The sequence below is a fragment of the Pseudomonas mucidolens genome (assembly GCF_900106045.1).
Lineage (GTDB): Bacteria > Pseudomonadota > Gammaproteobacteria > Pseudomonadales > Pseudomonadaceae > Aquipseudomonas > Aquipseudomonas mucidolens.
This window is the reverse complement of record NZ_LT629802.1, coordinates 683,494-700,400: the sequence shown is the minus strand read 5'-3', so window position 1 is coordinate 700,400 and position 16,907 is coordinate 683,494. Positions and strand designations below refer to the sequence as shown.

Annotated in this window: 17 protein-coding genes; 6 read left to right on the top strand and 11 right to left on the bottom strand. The window is 58.9% G+C overall.

Annotated elements, in window-relative coordinates; genetic code table 11:
* The 5 genes from BLU75_RS03475 to cysM all read right to left on the bottom strand — a co-directional run bounded on the left by BLU75_RS03475 (position 1) and on the right by cysM (position 6,228).
* A complete protein-coding gene (locus tag BLU75_RS03475; RefSeq protein ID WP_084379413.1) occupies positions 1–546 on the bottom strand; it encodes a DUF2058 domain-containing protein in 546 nt (181 codons plus the stop codon).
* Between the two features lie 25 nt (positions 547–571).
* The gene (mazG, locus tag BLU75_RS03470; RefSeq protein ID WP_084379414.1) at positions 572–1,405 is read right to left on the bottom strand and encodes a nucleoside triphosphate pyrophosphohydrolase; all 834 of its coding nucleotides are present in this window, start codon (positions 1,403–1,405) and stop codon (positions 572–574) included.
* 220 nt (positions 1,406–1,625) lie between these two features.
* Positions 1,626–3,869 (bottom strand): GTP diphosphokinase, encoded by a 2,244-nt coding sequence (relA, locus tag BLU75_RS03465; RefSeq protein WP_084379415.1) that lies wholly within the window; start codon positions 3,867–3,869, stop codon positions 1,626–1,628.
* Between the two features lie 104 nt (positions 3,870–3,973).
* A complete protein-coding gene (rlmD, locus tag BLU75_RS03460) occupies positions 3,974–5,326 on the bottom strand; it encodes a 23S rRNA (uracil(1939)-C(5))-methyltransferase RlmD (RefSeq protein ID WP_084379416.1) in 1,353 nt (450 codons plus the stop codon).
* Entirely contained in the window at positions 5,326–6,228 is a 903-nt protein-coding gene (gene cysM, locus BLU75_RS03455; RefSeq protein ID WP_084379417.1) for a cysteine synthase CysM, read from the bottom strand. Before cysM ends, rlmD begins: the two co-directional genes overlap by 1 nt.
* Before the next feature lie 256 nt (positions 6,229–6,484).
* On the opposite strand from cysM, the gene BLU75_RS03450 reads away from it, so the two are divergent.
* Entirely contained in the window at positions 6,485–7,813 is a 1,329-nt protein-coding gene (locus BLU75_RS03450; protein WP_157720751.1) for a glycerophosphodiester phosphodiesterase, read from the top strand.
* Between the two features lie 103 nt (positions 7,814–7,916).
* On the opposite strand, the gene BLU75_RS03445 is transcribed toward BLU75_RS03450, so the two are convergent.
* The 3 genes from BLU75_RS03445 to ptrR all read right to left on the bottom strand — a co-directional run bounded on the left by BLU75_RS03445 (position 7,917) and on the right by ptrR (position 9,840).
* The gene (locus BLU75_RS03445; protein WP_084379419.1) at positions 7,917–8,537 is read right to left on the bottom strand and encodes a tRNA-uridine aminocarboxypropyltransferase; all 621 of its coding nucleotides are present in this window, start codon (positions 8,535–8,537) and stop codon (positions 7,917–7,919) included.
* Positions 8,538–8,683: 146 nt separating this feature from the next.
* Positions 8,684–8,806: a PA1414 family protein gene (locus tag BLU75_RS28085; protein WP_003210728.1), complete on the bottom strand. Its 123-nt coding sequence runs from the start codon at positions 8,804–8,806 to the stop codon at positions 8,684–8,686.
* A 140-nt stretch (positions 8,807–8,946) separates the two neighbouring features.
* Positions 8,947–9,840, bottom strand: a complete 894-nt coding sequence (gene ptrR, locus BLU75_RS03440; protein ID WP_084379420.1) for a putrescine utilization regulator PtrR — start codon at positions 9,838–9,840, stop codon at positions 8,947–8,949.
* Between the two features lie 100 nt (positions 9,841–9,940).
* Here ptrR and BLU75_RS03435 point away from each other — a divergent pair, with 100 nt between their 5' ends.
* Entirely contained in the window at positions 9,941–11,107 is a 1,167-nt protein-coding gene (locus tag BLU75_RS03435) for a YbfB/YjiJ family MFS transporter (protein ID WP_084379421.1), read from the top strand.
* A gap of 282 nt (positions 11,108–11,389) precedes the next feature.
* Here BLU75_RS03435 and BLU75_RS03430 read toward each other — a convergent pair whose 3' ends face one another.
* On the bottom strand, positions 11,390–12,226 hold the full coding sequence (locus tag BLU75_RS03430) for a CvfB family protein (RefSeq protein WP_084379422.1): 837 nt from the start codon (positions 12,224–12,226) through the stop codon (positions 11,390–11,392).
* Between the two features lie 335 nt (positions 12,227–12,561).
* Between BLU75_RS03430 and BLU75_RS03425 the strand changes: the two genes are divergently transcribed.
* The 3 genes from BLU75_RS03425 (at position 12,562) to BLU75_RS03415 (ending at position 14,626) form a co-directional block, all read left to right on the top strand.
* On the top strand, positions 12,562–12,741 hold the full coding sequence (locus BLU75_RS03425) for a hypothetical protein (RefSeq protein WP_034146402.1): 180 nt from the start codon (positions 12,562–12,564) through the stop codon (positions 12,739–12,741).
* A gap of 220 nt (positions 12,742–12,961) precedes the next feature.
* Entirely contained in the window at positions 12,962–13,684 is a 723-nt protein-coding gene (locus tag BLU75_RS03420) for a TorF family putative porin (RefSeq protein WP_084379423.1), read from the top strand.
* A 66-nt stretch (positions 13,685–13,750) separates the two neighbouring features.
* The gene (locus BLU75_RS03415) at positions 13,751–14,626 is read left to right on the top strand and encodes a DUF6279 family lipoprotein (RefSeq protein WP_084379424.1); all 876 of its coding nucleotides are present in this window, start codon (positions 13,751–13,753) and stop codon (positions 14,624–14,626) included.
* A gap of 23 nt (positions 14,627–14,649) precedes the next feature.
* Here BLU75_RS03415 and BLU75_RS03410 read toward each other — a convergent pair whose 3' ends face one another.
* Positions 14,650–15,039, bottom strand: coding sequence for a transcriptional regulator (locus tag BLU75_RS03410; protein ID WP_090221371.1), 390 nt, complete (start codon positions 15,037–15,039; stop codon positions 14,650–14,652).
* 157 nt (positions 15,040–15,196) lie between these two features.
* Between BLU75_RS03410 and BLU75_RS03405 the strand changes: the two genes are divergently transcribed.
* A complete protein-coding gene (locus tag BLU75_RS03405; protein WP_084379426.1) occupies positions 15,197–15,472 on the top strand; it encodes a hypothetical protein in 276 nt (91 codons plus the stop codon).
* A 49-nt stretch (positions 15,473–15,521) separates the two neighbouring features.
* On the opposite strand, the gene BLU75_RS03400 is transcribed toward BLU75_RS03405, so the two are convergent.
* A complete protein-coding gene (locus BLU75_RS03400; RefSeq protein ID WP_084379427.1) occupies positions 15,522–16,868 on the bottom strand; it encodes a DEAD/DEAH box helicase in 1,347 nt (448 codons plus the stop codon).
* Positions 16,869–16,907 lie beyond the last annotated feature (39 nt).

Sequence of the window (16,907 nt, the reverse complement as noted above, 5' to 3'; positions counted from 1 at the left end):
TTACCACATCAGATCGTCAGGGATCTGGTAAGCGGCGTACGGATCGTCTTCATCCGGCACCTGAACCTCGGCAAGAATATTCAGTTGCACAATACGTTCAGGCGCCCGCTCCTGGATTTTCAATGCAGCCTCACGGGGAATGACTTCATAGCTGCCGCCGTGATGGACGATAGCCAGTGAGCCATTGCTCAGTTTGTTGCGCATCAACGTGTTGACCGACAAGCGCTTGACCTTTTTGTCGTCGACAAAGTTGTAGTAATCCTCGGTGGTCAGTTTGGGTAACCGCGAACTTTCGATCAATTGCTTGACCTGCGCCGCACGAGCCTTGGCCTCGGCCTTTTCCTGCTGCTGACGGTTGAGTTCCTGATCGCGCTTGATCTTCTCGGCCTGCGCTTCCTGGGCCAAACGCTGCTGGGTATCATCCGCCTGCGCTTGGCCTTTGTGGACCAGGCGTTGCTGCTTCTGCTTTTCTTTGCCGACCTGCTTGGCCTGCTTCTGATTGACCAGGCCTGCTTTGAGCAACTGGTCGCGAAGGGAAATGCTCATGGTGCTTACTCACTTAGGCAACTGCTCAATCGCAGTTGGACAGGTTCTTTTCCTGACGTTTGGCTTCACCCCACAGGGCGTCCAACTCTTCGAGGGTGCAATCTTCTATGGGACGACGGGTCTCGCGCAATGCCTGTTCGATAAATCGAAAGCGTCTTTCGAATTTGGCATTGGCACCCCGCAAGGCGGCTTCCGGGTCGACCTTGAGGTGGCGGGCCAGGTTGACCGCTGCAAACAACAGGTCACCGACTTCATCGGCAATCGCCGCAGAGTCGTTATCCGCCATGGCCTCGAGCACTTCATCCAGCTCTTCGCGCACGTTATCCACCACCGGCAAAGCCGACGGCCAGTCGAAACCGACTTGCCCTGCACGCTTTTGCAACTTGGCGGCGCGGGATAACGCCGGTAAAGCACTGGGAACGTCATCGAGCAGGGACAATTGCTGCGGGGCGTCGGATTTTTCCGCACGCTCCTCGGCCTTGATCTGCTCCCAACGCTCCTTGACCTGCTCCTCACTCAACTGCGGAATGTCCAGCGGCGCGTACAGATCGCCAGTGGGGAACACATGGGGATGTCGGCGAATCAGCTTGCGGGTAATACTGTCGATCACCCCGGCAAACTCGAAGCGCCCTTCTTCCCGCGCCAACTGGCTGTAATAGACCACCTGAAACAACAGGTCACCCAACTCACCTTGCAGGTGATCAAAATCCCCCCGCTCAATGGCATCGGCGACTTCGTAGGCTTCTTCCAGGGTGTGCGGGACGATGCTCGCATAGGTTTGCTTGATGTCCCACGGGCAACCGTATTGCGGATCGCGCAGGCGGTTCATCAGGTGCAACAGGTCTTCAAGTGAATACATCAGTTTTTGTCCAAAGCCCGATGTGGGAGTTAAGCAAATAGCGACCACTGTAGGAGCGAGGGGGCGCCTAGCCCTTGCTCGCGAAAAACGTCAACGATAACGCGTGTTTCCTGGATCAACACGGCGCCTATGAGTTCTTCGCGAGCAAGCTCGCTCCTACCCTACACAAAAGCCTTAATTGAACGGCATTGCGATTGTGGGACCGCGCTCATCCAGTGGCTCATGGCGTGCGGTTACGCCGCGTCTCAATGATGTTCGGCAACTGGGAAATCCGCCCCAGCAACCGCCCCAGCGCGTCCAATCCGGGAATCTCGATGGTCAGGGACATCAACGCCGTGTTGTCCTCCTTGTTCGAGCGGGTGTTGACCGCCAGCACGTTGATCCGCTCGTTAAGCAGCACTTGCGACACGTCGCGCAGCAGGCCCGAACGATCGTAGGCGCGGATGATGATGTCCACCGGGTAGGTCAACACCGGCACCGGCCCCCAACTGACCTGGATGATCCGCTCTGGCTCACGTCCGCCCAATTGCAACACCGAGGCACAATCCTGGCGGTGAATGCTCACCCCGCGACCTTGAGTGATGTAGCCGACAATCGCGTCTCCCGGCAATGGCTGGCAGCAGCCGGCCATTTGTGTCATCAGGTTGCCGACACCCTGGATCTGAATATCGCCGCGCTTGCCCGGCTTGTAGCCGGTGGCCTTGCGTGGAATCAGCTCCAGTTGTTCGGAACCACGCTCCGGCTCCACCAGTTGCTGGGCCAGGTTGACCAGTTGCGCGAGGCGCAGGTCGCCTGCCCCAAGGGCGGCGAACATGTCTTCGGCGATTTTCATGTTGGCCTTTTCGGCCAGCTTGTCGAAGTCCACCTGAGGCAAGCCCAGACGTCCCAGCTCGCGCTCGAGCAAGGTCTTGCCGGCGGCGACGTTCTGATCGCGGGCCTGCAACTTGAACCAATGGACGATCTTGGCCCGCGCGCGCGATGTGGTGATGTAGCCCAGGTTCGGGTTCAACCAGTCGCGACTCGGCGTGCCGTGCTTGCTGGTGATGATCTCGACCTGCTCACCCGTCTGCAGGCTGTAGTTGAGCGGCACGATCCGCCCGTTGATCTTGGCGCCACGGCAGTTGTGGCCGATCTCGGTGTGGACGCGATAGGCAAAGTCCAGCGGCGTGGCGCCTTTGGGTAAATCGATTGCATGGCCGTCAGGGGTGAAAATGTAGACCCGGTCGGGTTCGATATCCACCCGCAACTGTTCGGCCAGACCGCCGATATCGCCCAGCTCTTCATGCCACTCCAGCACTTGGCGCAACCAGGAGATTTTCTCTTCGTATTGGTTGGAACCAGCCTTGACGTCGGTGCCCTTGTAGCGCCAATGCGCGCATACGCCCAGCTCAGCCTCTTCGTGCATGGCGTGGGTGCGGATCTGTACTTCCAGTACCTTGCCCTCGGGGCCAATCACGGCGGTATGCAGCGAGCGATATCCGTTTTCCTTGGGGTTGGCGATGTAATCGTCGAACTCCTTGGGAATATGCCGCCACAGCGTGTGAACGATACCCAGGGCGGTGTAGCAATCGCGCATTTCCGGCACCAGCACCCGAACCGCGCGCACATCGTAGATCTGGCTGAACGCCAGGCCCTTGCGCTGCATTTTGCGCCAGATGGAATAGATGTGCTTGGCCCGCCCGCTGATGTCGGCCTCGACACCGGTGGCCTGCAACTCCGAACGTAACTGGCCCATTACATCGCTGATAAAGCGCTCACGGTCCAGCCGCCGCTCATGCAGCAGGGTCGCAATCTGTTTGTACTGGTCGGGTTCCAGGTAACGGAAGGACAAGTCCTCCAGCTCCCACTTGATATGACCGATACCCAGGCGGTGAGCCAGGGGCGCGTAGATATCGAACACTTCGCGGGCAACCCGGTTGCGCTTTTCGTCATCGGCGGTTTTCACCGCACGAATCGCGCAGGTGCGCTCGGCCAACTTGATCAGCGCGACGCGCACGTCGTCGACCATCGCCACCAGCATCTTGCGCAGGTTTTCCACCTGGCCCTGGGTGCCCAGCACTATCGATTGGCGCGGACTGAGGCTGGCACTGATCGCGGCCATGCGCAACACGCCATCGATCAGCTTGGCCACCACGGCGCCGAAACGCTGGCTGACCAGCGGCAACGCAATATGCCCCTCGCGCACGCCGCGATAGAGCACCGCGGCGATCAGCGAATCCTGATCGAGCTTGAGGTCGGCGAGAATTTCGGCGATCTCCAGCCCCGTATGAAAACTGGATGTACCCTCGGCCCACAGATTCTTGGCCGCATTGTCTTGCTGTTCAGACTCACGAGCGAACTCGCAGGCTGCTTTCAAGGCTTCACGGTCCAGTGCCGGATCGACACTGACGGCATGATCCAGCCATGCCTCGAGATTGATACTGCCGTCAGTATTGATCGGCTGGTGTGCTCTCACCTGTACCATCTTGCTTACCTTCCCTACGACGCGCCTGCAGCGCGTCAAAATCTGACCTTTGTACACAGGTCACAGGCCCTGGAAACGCAGGCCAGTCGGACTAAACGAGCGTCCTAGCTCGCTTCAAATAACGCCATCGCCTCGACATGGGCCGTTTGCGGAAACATATCGAGGATCCCGGCACGCTTTAGCCGGTAGCCTTGCTTGACCAACTCGACTGTGTCCCGCGCCAGCGTGGCTGGATTGCAGGACACATATACCAGGCGATCGGCCCCCAGAGTGGCGAGCTTGCGCACAACCTCCAGGGCACCATCGCGGGGTGGGTCCAAGAGTACCGCAGAAAAGCCCGCTTTGGCCCATTCCGCATCAGTCAAAGTCTGAGACAAGTCAGCCTGGAAAAACTGCACATTGGGCAAATTGTTGCTGAGCGCATTCTGCGCCGCCCGCGCCACCATCGCCTGCACACCTTCAACCGCAACGACTTCGCGTACCTGGCGGGCCAGCGGCAAGGCAAAGTTGCCCAAGCCACAAAACAGATCCAGCACCCGCTCATCGGATTTCAGCGCCAACCACTCGAGCGCCTGGGCGACCATCGCCTCGTTAACGCCGGCGTTGACCTGCACAAAGTCCCCGGGCCGATACGCCAGCTCCAGATCCCACTGTTCAAGGCGATAACCCAAGGCCTGATCTGGAGCGAAGGGTTGCGGCTCGCCTTCGCCATGCAGCCACAGTTGGGCATCATGGAAGGTGCAGAATTCGTTCAGGATCACCAGGTCCGCGTCAGACAGCGGCGCCATGTGCCGCAGTAGCAGGGCAATCGACGACCCGCTGAACAGTTCCACATGGCCCAGCGCCTGAGGTTTGCCGAGGCGCCGCAGCATGTTCGGCAAACGTTGCATGATCGGTTGCAAGGCCTGTACCAGTACCGGGCAATCGTCGATGGCGACGATGTCCTGACTGGCGACGGCCCGGAAGCCGACGTCAAGGTGCCTGGCCTTGGCATCCCAACGCACGGCGACCCGGGCCCGGCGGCGATAGCCGAATTCCGGCCCGCTCAACGGCGCGGCCCATTCCTGGGGTTCGATACCGGCGACTCGGGACAACTGCTCGGCCAACATGCGCTGTTTCAGAGCGAGCTGTTCGTTGTGGGGCAAGTGTTGCAGGCTGCAACCACCACAGCGGCCCGCGTGTGCGCAAGGCGTCGCGCGCCGCAGTGCGCTGGCCTTGAACACCCGCTCGGTGCGTGCCTCGACGACTTTGCCATGGGCACCCAACACCCGCGCCTCGACTTCTTCACCGGCCAGCGCGCCCACGACAAACCAGGTGCGGCCCTCGAAGAACACAATGCCGCGCCCGTCGTTGGCCAGGCGCTCGATGCTCAGGCGCTGTTTTTTGCCTACGGGGATTTGTGGCGCCCGGCTACCGCCCGCTGGTTGGAAGCGCAGGCCTCTCTCTTGCTTGGCCATCAGTTAGGCGCGTCGAAAATGCCGGTCGACAGATAACGGTCGCCTCGGTCACAGATGATCGCCACGATCACCGCGTTTTCAACTTCCTGGGACAGGCGCAACATCCCGGCCACGGCGCCACCGGAAGACACACCGCAGAAAATGCCTTCTTCACGGGCCAGGCGACGCGTGGTGTCCTCGGCTTCCCGCTGGGCCATATCAATAATGCGGTCCACGCGGGTCGCGTTATAGATCTTCGGCAGATACTCTTCGGGCCAACGACGAATCCCGGGAATCGACGCACCCTCCATAGGCTGCAAGCCAACGATCTGGATCGCCGGATTCTGCTCCTTGAGGTAGCGGGAGTTGCCCATGATGGTGCCGGTGGTGCCCATGGAGCTGACGAAGTGGGTAATCGTGCCCTGGGTCTGGCGCCAGATCTCGGGACCGGTGCCGGTGTAATGCGCCTCGGGATTGTCCCCGTTGGCAAACTGATCCAGCACTTGACCGCGGCCCTCGGCGGCCATGCGCTCGGCGAGGTCGCGCGCGCCTTCCATGCCTTCCTCCTGGGAAACCAGGACCAATTCGGCGCCATAGGCGGTCATCGCCGCCTTGCGCTCGGCGCTGCCGTTGTCGGGCATGATCAGGATCATCTTGTAACCCTTGATCGCCGCGGCCATGGCCAGGGCAATCCCGGTATTACCCGAGGTGGCTTCAATCAGGGTATCGCCGGGCTTGATCTGCCCACGCAACTCGGCGCGGGTAATCATCGACAGCGCCGGACGATCCTTGACCGAACCCGCCGGGTTGTTGCCCTCAAGCTTGAGCAGCAAAGTATTACTGGTGTCACCCGCCATGCGTTGCAAGCGGACCAGCGGTGTGTTGCCGACGCAATCGGCGATGGTTGGGTACTGCAAGGTCATGGCGTATTCGCAATCCAGACTGCGGGGGTGCCCATCATACCGGCAAACGCCAGCGCGCCATATCACGCAAAGTGCGGTCCTTATGCGGTATGGCTATATGGAGTATGGCTATCAAGGTAGCGAACGTACTTGCGGACATATCCTCTTGCAAGGAACCAACGCTTACAGTGGCTCCACTCAACGATGGGCATGCAATGGACCACGAGTGATAACCCCAGATCCTACCTGTTCAATCCCGGGAGACGGTAATCCGCGTATGCACGCCCTTCACTCAGCAAGGACATTTTCTGTTTTAAAAGGAAATCCTGTGTATAGCCTCAATACCTCGTCCGACCTTAGCCCTTACGCGACCACACGTCTCTTGCGACAGCCCGTCGAATCCACGCTCAACACAGAGAGTTGCCTGACCCGCCTGGCCCCGATGGAAGTAAGACAGATGCTGCAGTCAAGAGCGCACAGTGAACTGCTGAAGGAACGTACCGGGCACCGGTTGATGCTCGTGGCCCACCGCGGCACCGGTCCCACCAGCGTGTTCGGCTCAACGTTTCCTGACAGGCTCCAGCCGGAAAACAGCCTGCAAGCCATCAAGGCAGCAATCCTCCAGGGTGCCGATGCGATCGAGATTGATATTTTCAAATCCAGGGACGGCAAAGTCATGGTCACCCATGACGATGAGATCTGGCGCAACGCGTACAACGCTGACCGCAACGGGTCCAGGCTGCCGGCGAGCGAAACCAAGGCGACCTACCTGGTCGGGCAGAAGACTGCCGATGAGCTCAGGCATATCCCGATTGGTCCCCATGGCGAAACAACACCGATGTTGTCCGAAGTGATCGCGCTGGTGAACGACGCCAATCAGACGCTGACGCGCTATGGCAAACATCCGATCATCCTCAACATAGAGCTCAAAGACGCTACCGCCGTGTCCTCGATGCTCGACCTGGTTGCCGAAGGCAAAGGACAGACCGATAAACTCACCCCTGAAAACATCATTTTCTGCTCGTTCAAACATAAGGCGCTCAAGGAGCTGAAAACCGAAGCAGAACGACGAGGTCTGAGCGGAATAAACATTGCTCCAGGTATCAAGACAGCCGATCTGTTCGGCAAGCAGAACATGAAAGAAGACTTCTCTCTCAAAGATCCAAACGCCACCTATCAAAACAACGCGATGGATAACTTGCGAGCGCTCGTGGAAGGGAACGGGTTTCAAGGTTATGACGGGATTCTGTGGGATTTACGCACGCCCATCGTCGACCTCGCGGCATCAGGAAACAAGGCGATTCATGCCTCCACCTCGGACTTCAGGCAGTACAGTGATAATCGGGATTTTTCCCTGGTGCTGCTTGAGTTGAGCAAGCGCGTCGAGACTTTTTTCAAATGCGACAACGTTGACGACGCGAGAAAGGTATTACTCGAGTCCAGCATTCTGTTGAAGGGAGTCGGCATCCAGATGATGCACAAGACACTGCCGGACGGCAGTGACAGCTTTTACCTTTACCGTCCATGCGATGAGCAAGACAACAGTGAAATCCTAAAAACAGGTGCCCGAAAAGCTATTGCCTATTCACGACTGGTTTCTGCGTAACGATCACGATTTTCCAGGCAGATAACCGAGGGTGGTGAGTCGATCGTTCGTATTGGCGCTTAGACGATCGACTCACTTGCGAGCCTCACACCGTATCCACCTGCTACGAATGACCGTTCAACTTCCCGTTGATGTCCGCATGATTTTTCTGAAAAGTCTCTTCCCCCATCGCCGCAACCTGCCCCTCGATCAGCGCGTCGAACGGCCGCAGCAACGGCTCGAATGAGGCCGGCGCCTCCAGCACCTGCAGCGCTTGCACAATCGCCTCCACCGTCGACAATGCGCCTGGCCCTGGCGCCTTGCGCAGTCGATAGCGGGATATGGCGCCCGTGGCCAAGGTCACTCTGGGCAACGCCGCGAGCAAGGGATTGAGGTGGAGCAGTTTACGCGCCTTACGCCAAGTGCCGTCCGGGACCACCAACAGCAGCGGCGCGTCGGATCCTGTGTAAGCCTGTAACGGCTGCGCCTCTTCGGCGGGAAACAGCAAGCGGGTCTGATACCCCGGCGGATGCAACAGCGCCTGCAAATCCTCGAACACCTCGCCTACCACCAACTGCGCGTTCAGCAACCCCAACGCGGCGAAGCGCGCAGTGTTGAGCGCATGCCTGACCTCACTCGGATGCTGCAGCAACAGAACGCGGGTACGACTGTCGAGGCTCGGGATCAGCGAACACAGACAGCGAGTGGCCGGCCGCACGCAGCGCGGGCATTGGGGTCTGGGCATAGGGTTCTCGAATCGGGTCAGGGTTGAGGGGGGGGGTGTGAAGCAATCGCGCAAGCACCCCACCGACACAGCCGATTCGCCGTGATGCAGAGACGAAATATCCGCTGACCGCGCTCAAACATTGATGTTTGAGCGCTTTCCGGGACTTACCTGCGACGCGGACGGCGCTGCTCGTCATCGGTGCGGATGGGCACCGGTTGCAGCGGTGGCTCGATCAAGCCAAGTGCGACGCCGAGGTCATGCAGCCAGTTTTGCAGTTTCTCTTTCATGGTTGCCCCCTTTGAGGGTAATGCTGAGCGACTGGAGTTCTGTGGCCGCTTCCTACAGATAATAGTACGAAGTCTCACGTAATGCTTGCTTGAAACCACAACGAACTATTACTGAATTGATACAGCTCCTGACGAACCGATCAAGCAATCACCCGCGTATCCTGCACAGGCGGTGTCTCGCGTTTTTGCTGCAGGTCAATCCACGCATTGAGATTAGCCCCAAGCATGCCCTTGCGCCACATCAGCCAGGTGGTGGCGTGGGCGAACGGTTCGGCCAAGGGATGCACCGAAACGCTGTCTTTGCCCGGCAGGCTGTCGAGCATCGATTCGGACATCAGCGCCACGCCGGAACCGGCAATGACACACGCCAGCATGCCTTGGTAGGACTCAATCTCGATGGCGCGCCCCATGGCGACGCGGTCGTGGGAAAACCAGGCTTCCAGGCGCGCGCGATAGGAACAACTGCGTCGGAAGGTGAACACCGAGCGCCCGGCCACATCCTGCGGACCACGGACCGGCGGATGGTCGGCCTCGCAAATCAACAGCAGTCGTTCTTCGCACAGCGGCACACCGTCCAGCGTCGCCAGCGACAACGGCCCGTCAACCAAGGCCGCATCCAGGCGCCCGCTGATCAGTCCTTCGAGCAATTCGCCACTGGGGGCCGACTGCACTTGCAGGTTCACCATCGGATAGGCTTTGTGATAACGCGCCAGCAACTTCGGCAAGTGGATCGCAGCCGTGCTGTACATGCTGCCCAGCACAAAATCCCCGGCCGGTTGCCCGCCCTGAACAGCGCCATGGGCCTCCTCATGCAGGGCGAGCAGGCGCGTACTGTAATCGAGCAACACCTTGCCGGCCGGAGACAGTTGCAGGCGCTGGCGTTCGCGCACAAACAACTCGACACCTAATTGCGCCTCCATTTGCTTGAGCCGGGTCGACAGGTTCGACGGTACCCGGTGCAGACGCTCCGCAGCGCGGGTGATGGAACCTTCCTCGGCAATCGCCTGGAAAATACGCAGCTGGCTGAACTCCATGACCTTCTCCTAACATGAACAACTTCCTCAGTATTATTCAATTTTACTGAAAGCCAATCCACCTTAGCCTGAGAAACATCATTCCTGTTGGAATTCGTTCATGTCTCCCGGTATTCGCTTGCTCGCCTGTTTTATCGCGCTGATGATGGCCATGGGCATCGGCCGCTTCGCCCTCACCCCACAGATGCCCCATTTGATCGGTGAAGGTCAGATCGACTTGACTGATGCTGGGCTGATTGCAGCGGCCAATTACCTGGGGTATTTCGTGGGTGCGGTGGACTCGATGTTCGCTCGCAGCCATCACCATGTACGCGGACGAATGCTCGGCGGATTGTGGCTGTGCGTGTTGCTGACCTTGGCGTCGTTCTGGGCCGAAGGATTCTGGGCGCATCTGCTCCTGCGCTTTGGTACAGGTGTGGCCAGCGCCTGGGCGCTGGTGATGATCACCGGTTTGAGCCAACCGCTGGCCATTGCGGCGGGACGACCAAGATGGGGTGCATTGGTATTTGCCGGGCCTGGATTGGGAATTCTTCTGACAGGATTGTTGGCATTGGGCTCCAACCTGCTGGGACAAAACTCCGCAACCCTGTGGTTGGTATACGGCCTGGTGGCGCTGCTGATGTTGCTGGCGATTTTGCCGTTCCTGCCACGCCCTCCAGTGGGCACCGTACCATCGCCCATGGCAGACATGCGCGCCAATGGCAGCATCGCGCACCTGGGCTGGATTTATGTACTCTATGGTTTGGGCTACATCATTCCCGCGACCTTTCTGTCGCAAATGGCCAACGCCCAGTTCAAGGGCGCCTGGCAAGCGGATCTGTTCTGGCCCTGCTTCGGCCTGGCTGCGGCGCTCGGCGTGTTGCTGGTCAGCCTGCGCAAACCAAATCCCGACACCACAGGTTATTGGCTGATGGCAACCTTGTGGATGCAAGCAGCCGGCGTTTTCGCCTGTTTGCTGGGCAATGCCGCGGGATTGGCGTTGGGTGTCTTGCTTTGCGGGTTGCCGTTCCTGGCGTGCATGCAACTGGTCATGCAGCGTTTGCGCGAAGTTGCGCCCCACGGCACGCAACGCAGCACCGGCCTGCTGACCGCCTGTTTTGCCGTGGGTCAACTGAGCGGACCGTTGCTGGCGTCGTTGAGCAGCCACCTCAGCGGCGGCTTGCAACCAGCATTGCTATTCGCCGCCAGCGGCCTGTTGCTGGCCGGCACCCTGTTGCTACGTCCCAGGCGAGCGGTAACTGCGGGCAAAAACTGCGTCAGCCAGTAACGCGGCACACCTTCCACTACCCAGCAGCGCAGACAACAGTCCTGAAGCCCCGCACTCCGTGGCGAGTGGGCTTGTCCCCCGTTGGGCTGCGCAGCAGCCCCCAAACCTGTCCCCCCAGTTTAGACAGAAGGACCGCGGAGGCTTTTTGGGGCTGCTGCGCAGCCCAACGGGGGACAAGCCCCCTCGCCACAAGAGGCTGTTCATCCTTGCCACAAGAGGTTGTTCGCCTTTAGCTGAAGGCGCGGAGCTTGTGCAGGAGCAAATATGCGCCCGCACGCGCCCTCAGCTTAGTTCAATGCGGTCTGCATGAATCACGATCTGGCCTTGCTTGTAAAGGGCGCCAATGGCCTTCTTGAAGTTGCCCTTGCTGACGCCAAACAGACTGCTGATCAGCGCCGGATCGCTCTTGTCGCTGACCGGCAAAGTACCGTTGTTATCACGCAACTTGGCGAGGATCTTCGAGTTCAGGCTGGAGGCGGCTTGTTCGCCCACCGGTTGCAGACTCAGGCTGATGTTGCCGTCGGCACGAATCTCTTTGATATAGCCCTTCTCTTCCTTGCCTGGCCGCAGAAACTTGAACACTTCGTTCTTGTGGATCAAGCCCCAGTGCTTGTTGTTGATAATGGCCTTGAAGCCCATATCGGTGGCTTCGGCCACCAGCAAATCGACTTCCTGGCCTACGGTGTAATTGGCCGGGGTCTTGTCCAGGTAGCGATCGAGGCGCGCGGTGGCGGTGATACGCCTGGTGTGTTTATCGAGGTAAACATGCACCACGCAGTATTCACCAGCCGTCAGTTGGCGTTTTTCCTCGGAGTAGGGCAGCAACAGGTCCTTGGGCAACCCCCAGTCGAGGAATACGCCGATGCTGTTGACTTCAACTACTTTCAGGCTGGCAAACTCACCCACCTGGACTTTCGGTTTTTCAGTGGTGGCGATAAGTTTGTCATCGCTGTCCAGATAAATAAAAACGTTAAGCCAGTCTTCATCTTCACTGGGAATATCTTTGGGAATATAACGGTTCGGCAAGAGAATTTCGCCATCTTGCGCACCATCAAGGTACAAACCAAAGTTAGTGTGTTTAACCACTTGCAAACTGTTGTAGCGCCCGACTAAAGCCATTTCCAATACCCTCATTGCGTGGGCGACATTCTACCCGACTTGGCGGCAGCGGTCCCCTGTCCAGGCACGTGGCGCTGAAAAATCGTGGGAGCCCAGCCCGTTTTCCGCAAGCATCCCGCTCGTCAGGTCAACTGGCCGGGTTCCGGCAGTTCCAGCTGCGCTTTTTTATCGTGGCGTTCCCATTTAAAACAGAGAGTTAGGCAGGTTATTCCAACTATCAAACCGAGCGTACCTAAACTGCGCGGTTTATTCCCGGAGGATATTTACCAAGCAATTGTCAAGCATTTCATGTACGATGCTTGGCCAAGTTAATTTTCTATAGGTTAGTGGCCGCCATGCGCGTAAAAGCATCCAATAGCAAAGCAAAGCCAGCTCCCGCCGTTGAAACCAGCGAATCGATCAACAGCCAAATTGCTGCCTTCCTGAAGTCCGGCGGTGAAATCCAGCAAATTGCCAAAGGCGTGAGCGGCCAGACATTCGGCCCGTCCAAGCAGATCACTCTGGGCAAAAAGTAAGCTGAAAAATACCGCGTGCGCATAACACCTGGTCCCTAAGCGCTTTGCCTTCCAAAGCGCTAGGACTAGAGCCCGCAACACCCTTCCTGACTTATCCTGCAGTGCACCAATCGACGAACGGGCCTCAACTCCTGGCTTTCGTCGGTATGCTTGCACACGTCTAGAACGGGCATCTGCCTGGTCCCCCTGTTACAGCTCCTCGCTTTTAATGGAGTGAAGCGTGCTAAAGCCCTGCATTTTCCTGGTCAGCGCCCTGCTCGCCAGCCCACTTGCCGAAGCGCAGGTTTTCCAGCGTGAATGGGGCGATTTCGACTTGAAGTTGGGCACCACCCCCAGCCGCAGCATGGCCCACGGCCTGGTACAACCCACCTCCCCCGGCAGTAATTCGTTCCATGGCGGTCTCGATCTTTCCCATGCCAGCGGCCTGTACTTCGGCCAATTTTCTCCCAGCATGGGTCTCTCTCCCGCGAGTAAACTCGAGGTCGACTCCTACCTGGGCTTCAAGCGGCCATTCGATCAGACCCTGGGCTATGAACTGGGGATGATTCAATACAGTTATCCCAAGCTGAGCCCACTCGACAGCCAGGCCTTCTACGGCGGTCTGACCGTTCTGGGCAATCGCTTCGGCGTGTCGCTGGGCAATGACCCGGATCGCCGGGACAGTACGCTGTTCGCCGACCTCGGCGGCACCCAACCCTTCGGTATCGGCCTCAGCATGCAATACACCACCCATCAATTGGGCAGCCCGGTATCGGTGGAAGATGGCTCCATTCGCAGTTTCAGCGATTGGTCGGTGAAATTTTCCCGGCCCTGGCAGGGCATTGACCTGGACCTGATCTACAGCGATTCAAGCCTCAGCGGTAGCAACTGTTCCGCTTACTCCGGACACAATTCGCAATGTGATGGTCTGTTGACCCTGAAGGCCGAGCGGTCGTTTTATTAACGGACTGAACTGTTGCGTCCCTGGCGAGTTCGGATGAACTAATCACGTCTGCGCAAGGATTCGCCTATGTTGCGTCGGTTAAACCTCCTGATGGTCGTACTGATCCTGAGCATCGTGCTCGCCGGCTGCAACCGCGTAGGCCTGGCCTACCGCAACCTCGACTTGATCATTCCGTGGACCCTCGACGACTACCTGGACATGAACGCCGGGCAAAAGAGCTGGTTCAACGACACACTCGAGGATCACCTGGCCTGGCACTGCACCACCCAATTACCCGGCTATCTGGACTGGCTTGACCGCCTGCAGCAGATGGTCGCAGGCAATCAGGTGACCGACGCGGCGCTTCAAACCCGCACCGCCGAAGCCAAACAAGCCATCGCCGCAGTCGCCCGCGAAATCACCCCGTCAGCCATCGAGTTGCTGCGCAGCCTGGACGCTCAACAAGTCCGAGAGATGAGCGAAGCGCTGGCCAAAGACCTGCGCAAACGTCAGCACGAATACCTTGATCCCCCGCTGGAACAGCAGATACAAAAACGTGCCGAACGCATGAGCAAACGCCTGGAAAGCTGGCTGGGCCCATTAAGCGCCAGCCAGCAAAATCGTATCACCGCCTGGTCGGTCGCCCTGGGCGCGCAGAATCGGGAATGGATCGGCAATCGTGCCCATTGGCAGTCGCAGTTCATTGCCGCGGTGCAACAACGCGCCAGCAGTGATTTCCCGCGCAGGATGGAGCAACTGCTGGTGGATCGCGAAAGCCTGTGGACCGCGGACTATCGCCGAGCCTACGCTCGCACCGAAGCCTGGGCCCGTAGCCTGTTGGTCGAACTAATGGCTGAAAGTAGCGTGCAGCAACGCCAGAAACTGACGCAACGGATCAGTAACGTGCGCAGCGACTTTCAGGCACTCCAATGCCTGAAAGGCGCCACGCCCGTAAACGGCTAACCGCAAGCGCACGCCACGGGCCTTCAGGCAATCGCAGCCTTGGACGCCACCTGCGCAAACGTCGTCGGATCCAGCGCATCCACCTGTTCATCCAGCACCTGTCGCGGGTGATCATTGCCTGGAATGGAGCTGTCAATCAGTGCCAGCAACTGCGCACCGAGGGGAGTCAGGATAAAGTTCTCCCCATTGCCACCGTCTTCCTCAGGGCGAGACTCGATAAACCCACGCCTCAATAACAATGCTTCGTAATCCGCGGCGGTCTTTTTCAGCGCATCCAGATTGCCGGTCGGCTCATCGGCCGCGCCCTTGTCAGCCGCTTCCTGCTCGGCATATTTACGTGGGGCAAAGCTGCCCTCGCCGTTCTGCACTTCGTGCAGCAGGCGTTCGATCAAATCCCAGTTGTAAGTCGTCATCCTGATTCCTCCTTTAGGCACACCGATACGTTGCCCTTTCAAAGGTTGTGACACACGGGGTCTGGCGCCGTTCAGCCGGGTGGACGGACGTCATCGCACTGAACTTTCTGCCAGCCCGCGCCCTCAACCGACTATCACCGCCACGGAGATTTGAACGATGAAAACCCTAGTGCAACTGGCTGTCGCCGCAGCCCTGCTCGGCGCCCTGCCCGCCTGGGCCTGCACCCCGGAAGAAGCCACGATCAAGCGTGAGCAGCTGGCCAAGGAAGTCACCACACTCACCCAGCAGAATCCGACCAAAGCCAAGGAAATCAACGAGGAGCTGCAGCAAATGGACCTGGACACCGAAAGCGCGAAGTTTCCTGACAAATGTCAGCTGATCGATGCCCGGCTGAAAGAGTTGAAAGAAGCCGCCGCCGAAACCCGGAAGTGAACGCATAAAAAAACCGGACATTGTCCGGTTTTTTTGGGGCCTGCCGGTATTACTCGGCAGCCGGTGCTTCCGGCTTGCGGCGCTTGAGCGGCGCCATGCCATCCTTGCTGACCAGCGACAGGTTGTCGGTTTTCGGCCGATTGGCAATCTTGCGCTTGGTCGGCGATTTGCCGCCGGCCTTTTTCTTGTCGCCCTTGGCATCGACCTTTTTCTTCTTGACGCCAACCGCCTTGCCCGACGCCTTGACCTTCTTCGGTCCGGTGTAGGTGCCTTTGACTTCCTTGATGGTGCGGCGCTCGAAGGATTGCTTCAGGTAGCGCTCGATGCTCGACATCAGGTTCCAGTCGCCATGGCAGATCAACGAGATGGCCAGGCCATCGTTGCCGGCGCGGCCGGTACGCCCGATACGGTGCACGTATTCGTCGCCGCTGCGCGGCATGTCGAAGTTGATCACCATATCCAGACCATCCACGTCGAGACCACGCGCAGCCACGTCGGTCGCTACCAGGATCTTCACGCCTCCCTGTTTCAGGCGGTCGATGGCCAGCTTGCGGTCCTTCTGGTCTTTCTCACCGTGCAAGACAAACGCCTTGTACTCCTGCGCCACCAGACGACCGTAGATACGGTCGGCCATGGCCCGGGTGTTGGTGAAGACAATGGCCTTCTGGTAGGTCTCATTGGCCAGCAACCAATTGAGAATCTGTTCCTTGTGCACATTGTGGTCGGCGGTGACGATCTGCTGGCGCGTGGTCGCATTCAGATCGCTGACATTATTGACCTGCAAGTGTTCCGGGTTGTTCAGGACCTTGGCGACCATCTCGCGCAAGGTCGAACCGCCAGTGGTGGCGGAGAACAACATGGTCTGCTGGCGGTTGACGCATTCTTCCACCAGGCGCTGCACATCGTCGGCAAAGCCCATGTCGAGCATGCGGTCGGCTTCGTCGAGCACCAACACTTCGACTTCCTTGAGATCGAGGTTGCCGGCGTTCAGTTGCTCGATCATCCGGCCGGGCGTACCGATCAGGATGTCCGGCACCTTGCGCAGCATGGCCGCCTGGACCTTGAAGTCTTCGCCGCCGGTAATCAGGCCGGCCTTGATGAAGGTGAACTGCGAAAAGCGCTCCACTTCCTTCAGGGTCTGCTGGGCCAGCTCGCGGGTAGGCAGCAGGATCAGGGTCTTGATGCTGACACGGACTTTTGCCGGGCCGATCAGGCGATTGAGGATGGGCAGCACGAAAGCGGCGGTCTTGCCGCTCCCGGTTTGAGCCGTCACCCGCAGGTCACGCCCTTCCAGCGCGAGCGGGATGGCCGCTGCTTGCACAGGCGTAGGCTCGACAAATTTAAGCTCGGCCACGGCTTTGAGCAGGCGTTCGTGCAGGGCGAATTGGGAAAACACGGGTGCTACCTCGAAGAAATACAAAAAATCAGCTGCATA